This is a genomic window from Streptomyces sp. NPDC006265 (assembly GCF_040613555.1).
Lineage (GTDB): Bacteria > Actinomycetota > Actinomycetes > Streptomycetales > Streptomycetaceae > Streptomyces.
The window spans coordinates 1-2,603 of sequence record NZ_JBEXSH010001086.1 but is presented as its reverse complement, the minus strand read 5'-3'; the positions used below and the strand labels follow the sequence as shown (position 1 = coordinate 2,603).

Genomic DNA, 2,603 nt, shown 5'->3' with positions numbered 1-2,603 from the left:
CCGTGCGGCGGCGGGCGGCCCGGGTTCGCGGACGAACCGGGGCCGCCCTCGCGTTTCGGATGCCGCCCGCGCCTCAGCCGGAGACCAGCCGGGCGGCCTCCTCCGCGCACCCCCAGGCCACGGTGACGCCCGCGCCGCCGTGGCCGTAGTTGTGCACCAGGAGCCGCCCGTCCGGCAGGGCGTCACGCTCCAGCCGGACCGCCGGACGCGTGGGCCGCAGCCCCACCCGGTGCCCCAGTACGCGGGCCCCGGCGATCTCCGGCCTGAGTGCCGCACAGCGGCGGATGATCGCCTCGGCCGTCGCGGGGTCGGGCTCCAGCGACCACGCGTCCTCCTCGGACGTACCGCCGAGGACGAGTCCGCCCGGCTGCGGGAACAGATACGCGTGCTCCCCGGCCGCGTCGGTGGTGACCAGCCAGGTGTCGATCCCGGGGTTCTCCACGACGACCAACTGGCCGCGCACGGGCCGTACGGAGGGGTCCGGGACGAGTTCCCGCGCGGCGAGCCCCGTGCAGTTGACCACGACCGGCGCGTCCACCTCAGCGAAGGCGGACACCCTACGCGTCTCGACCACGCCGCCCGCGGCGACGAACCGCTCCCGCAGCCACGGCAGATGGGCCGGCATGTCGATGAGCGGCAGCCGTGCCCGGACGCCCGTACCTCCGTATTCGCCGGCCGTGGACGCCCGCAGCCCCGGCACCCGGCCCGCCAGCCACCCGTCGGCCTCGTCGAGGCCGGTCTCGCCCAGTACCCCTTCGACCATGCGTACGCCGGCCGGTTCGGCCCGCGCCGCCAGGTCCTCGTACACCTCCAGAGACCGCAGCGCCCACTCGCGCGCCGTCGCGACCGGCTCGATCCGGTACGGCCACCACAGCGCGCCCGCAACGGCTGAGGTGGTCGCCCCGACGGTGTCCCGCGTCCACACCCGCACCGACCGGCCCTGCTCCGCGAGAACCAAGGCCGTCGTCAGCCCGACCACCCCGCCGCCGACCACCACGATCTCGCCACTCGACTCACTCGCCATGCCCGGACCGTAGCGGAATGTGTCACACCGTGCTCACATCACGCACAGTATGGGGATACTCACCGTATGTGTGCCGAATACGCGACCTTCGGCCTGGCTCCCGCGATGCGGGCCGGGGGAGTCCTCAACAACGGCGGTTACCAGGTCCACCGGGACTTCGTGGACTTCATCGTCGACGGACGCCCGCTGCTGTTCCAGCTCTCCGACCTCGACGCGGTCTCCCCGCTCGCGTCCGACGTCCCGCCCGCGATCTTCACCGCGCAGGTGCGCAGCCTGCTCCTGGAGAGCCCGGCCCCGTTACCCGGCGGCCGGTACGTCGTCTACGGCTGCCCCGAGTGCGAGGACCTGGCCTGCGGCGCCGTCACCGCCGTCATCCAGGGCGACGGCGAGGACATCATCTGGCGGGACTTCGCCTGGCAGACCGGCGACCACGCCGACCTGGAGCTCAACGGCTACCACGGCATCGGCCCGTTCCGCTTCCGCGGCGCCGAGTACCGGACGGCACTGAGCGCCCTGCTGAACGGCTCCGCGCCCGACCCACGGCGCCGCGTCCTGCTGATCGGCGCCCGCGTCGCCGTCCTCGCCAAACTCGCCGCGGCCCTGCGCACCATCGGCGTCGGCGCCGACATCGCCCATGACGCCGACGGCGTACCCGCCGACGAACTCCGCGGCTACGGCGCCGTCGCCTTCGGTCACGCGGCCGGCGAGCAGGAACGTGCCGCCGTCCGCCGCGCCTTCGAACGCGCCGGGGTCCCGGTCGCCCACGTCGACGGCCTCGCCCCGATCGTCCCGCTCCTCGTCGCCCAGATCGAACACGCCCTGGACCGCAGCCCGGCCGACCGGCGCCGCCTCACCGGCCTCACCGCGACCGACGCCGGCGCGGACGTCGAGGTCACCTCCATCTGCCGCGTCACCCTCACCGCGTACCGCCTCGACCGGCTCTCCCGCACCCACACCCACGAGATCTTCGACGGAGTCCTCGACGCCGGCCGTCACCGCGTCGTCCTCGACGCGAAGGCCGTCAGGGGCCGGTCGTTCATCGTGGCACGCACGTCCGGAAGCGTCCTGGTGACGGCCGTGAACCACTGAGCGGCCCGGCCGTTAGGATCGGCGCTCTGATGACTGCCACCCTCGTCGCCAAGAACCTCGCCGCCGGCCACGGCGACCGCTCCCTGTTCTCCGGACTCGACCTCGTCGTCGCGCCCGGCGACGTGATCGGCCTGGTCGGCGCCAACGGCGCGGGCAAGTCCACCCTGCTCAGGATGCTCGCCGGACTCACCGCGCCCGAGCAGGGCGATCTGCGCCTGTCCCCGCCGACCGCCACCGTCGGCCACCTCCCGCAGGAGGCGGACCGCCGCCCCGGTGAGACCGTCCGGGCGTTCCTGGCCCGCCGCACCGGCGTCGCCGAGGCCCAGCGGACCATGGACGAGGCCACCCAGGCCCTGGTCGACGGGGCACCCGGAGCCGATGACGCCTACGCCACCAGCCTGGAGCGCTGGCTCGGCCTCGGCGGCGCCGACCTCGACGAACGCGCCGAGGAGGTCGCCGACGGCCTCGGACTCGCCGTCGGCCTGGACCA

At 74.3% G+C, this 2,603-nt stretch carries 3 protein-coding genes; 2 read left to right on the top strand and 1 reads right to left on the bottom strand.

All coding sequences use genetic code 11. The annotated features are described in order from the left end of the window. Positions 1 to 73: 73 nt before the first annotated feature. Positions 74 to 1,024 (bottom strand): FAD-dependent oxidoreductase, encoded by a 951-nt coding sequence (locus ABZ281_RS45540; RefSeq protein WP_356664278.1) that lies wholly within the window; start codon positions 1,022 to 1,024, stop codon positions 74 to 76. Between the two features lie 66 nt (positions 1,025 to 1,090). On the opposite strand from ABZ281_RS45540, the gene ABZ281_RS45535 reads away from it, so the two are divergent. Together ABZ281_RS45535 and ABZ281_RS45530 are read left to right on the top strand one after the other, a co-directional pair. Next, positions 1,091 to 2,113, top strand: coding sequence for an oxidoreductase (locus tag ABZ281_RS45535; RefSeq protein WP_356664276.1), 1,023 nt, complete (start codon positions 1,091 to 1,093; stop codon positions 2,111 to 2,113). Between the two features lie 29 nt (positions 2,114 to 2,142). Continuing rightward, a partial coding sequence (locus ABZ281_RS45530) for an ATP-binding cassette domain-containing protein (RefSeq protein WP_356664274.1) occupies positions 2,143 to 2,603 on the top strand: 461 nt, incomplete at its 3' end.

Excerpts from the sequence above, each read along its gene's own strand:
- ABZ281_RS45540 (WP_356664278.1), bottom strand. The coding sequence starts at position 1,024 with ATGGCGAGTGAGTCGAGTGGCGAGATCGTGGTGGTCGGCGGCGGGGTG.
- ABZ281_RS45535 (WP_356664276.1), top strand. The coding sequence starts at position 1,091 with ATGTGTGCCGAATACGCGACCTTCGGCCTGGCTCCCGCGATGCGGGCC.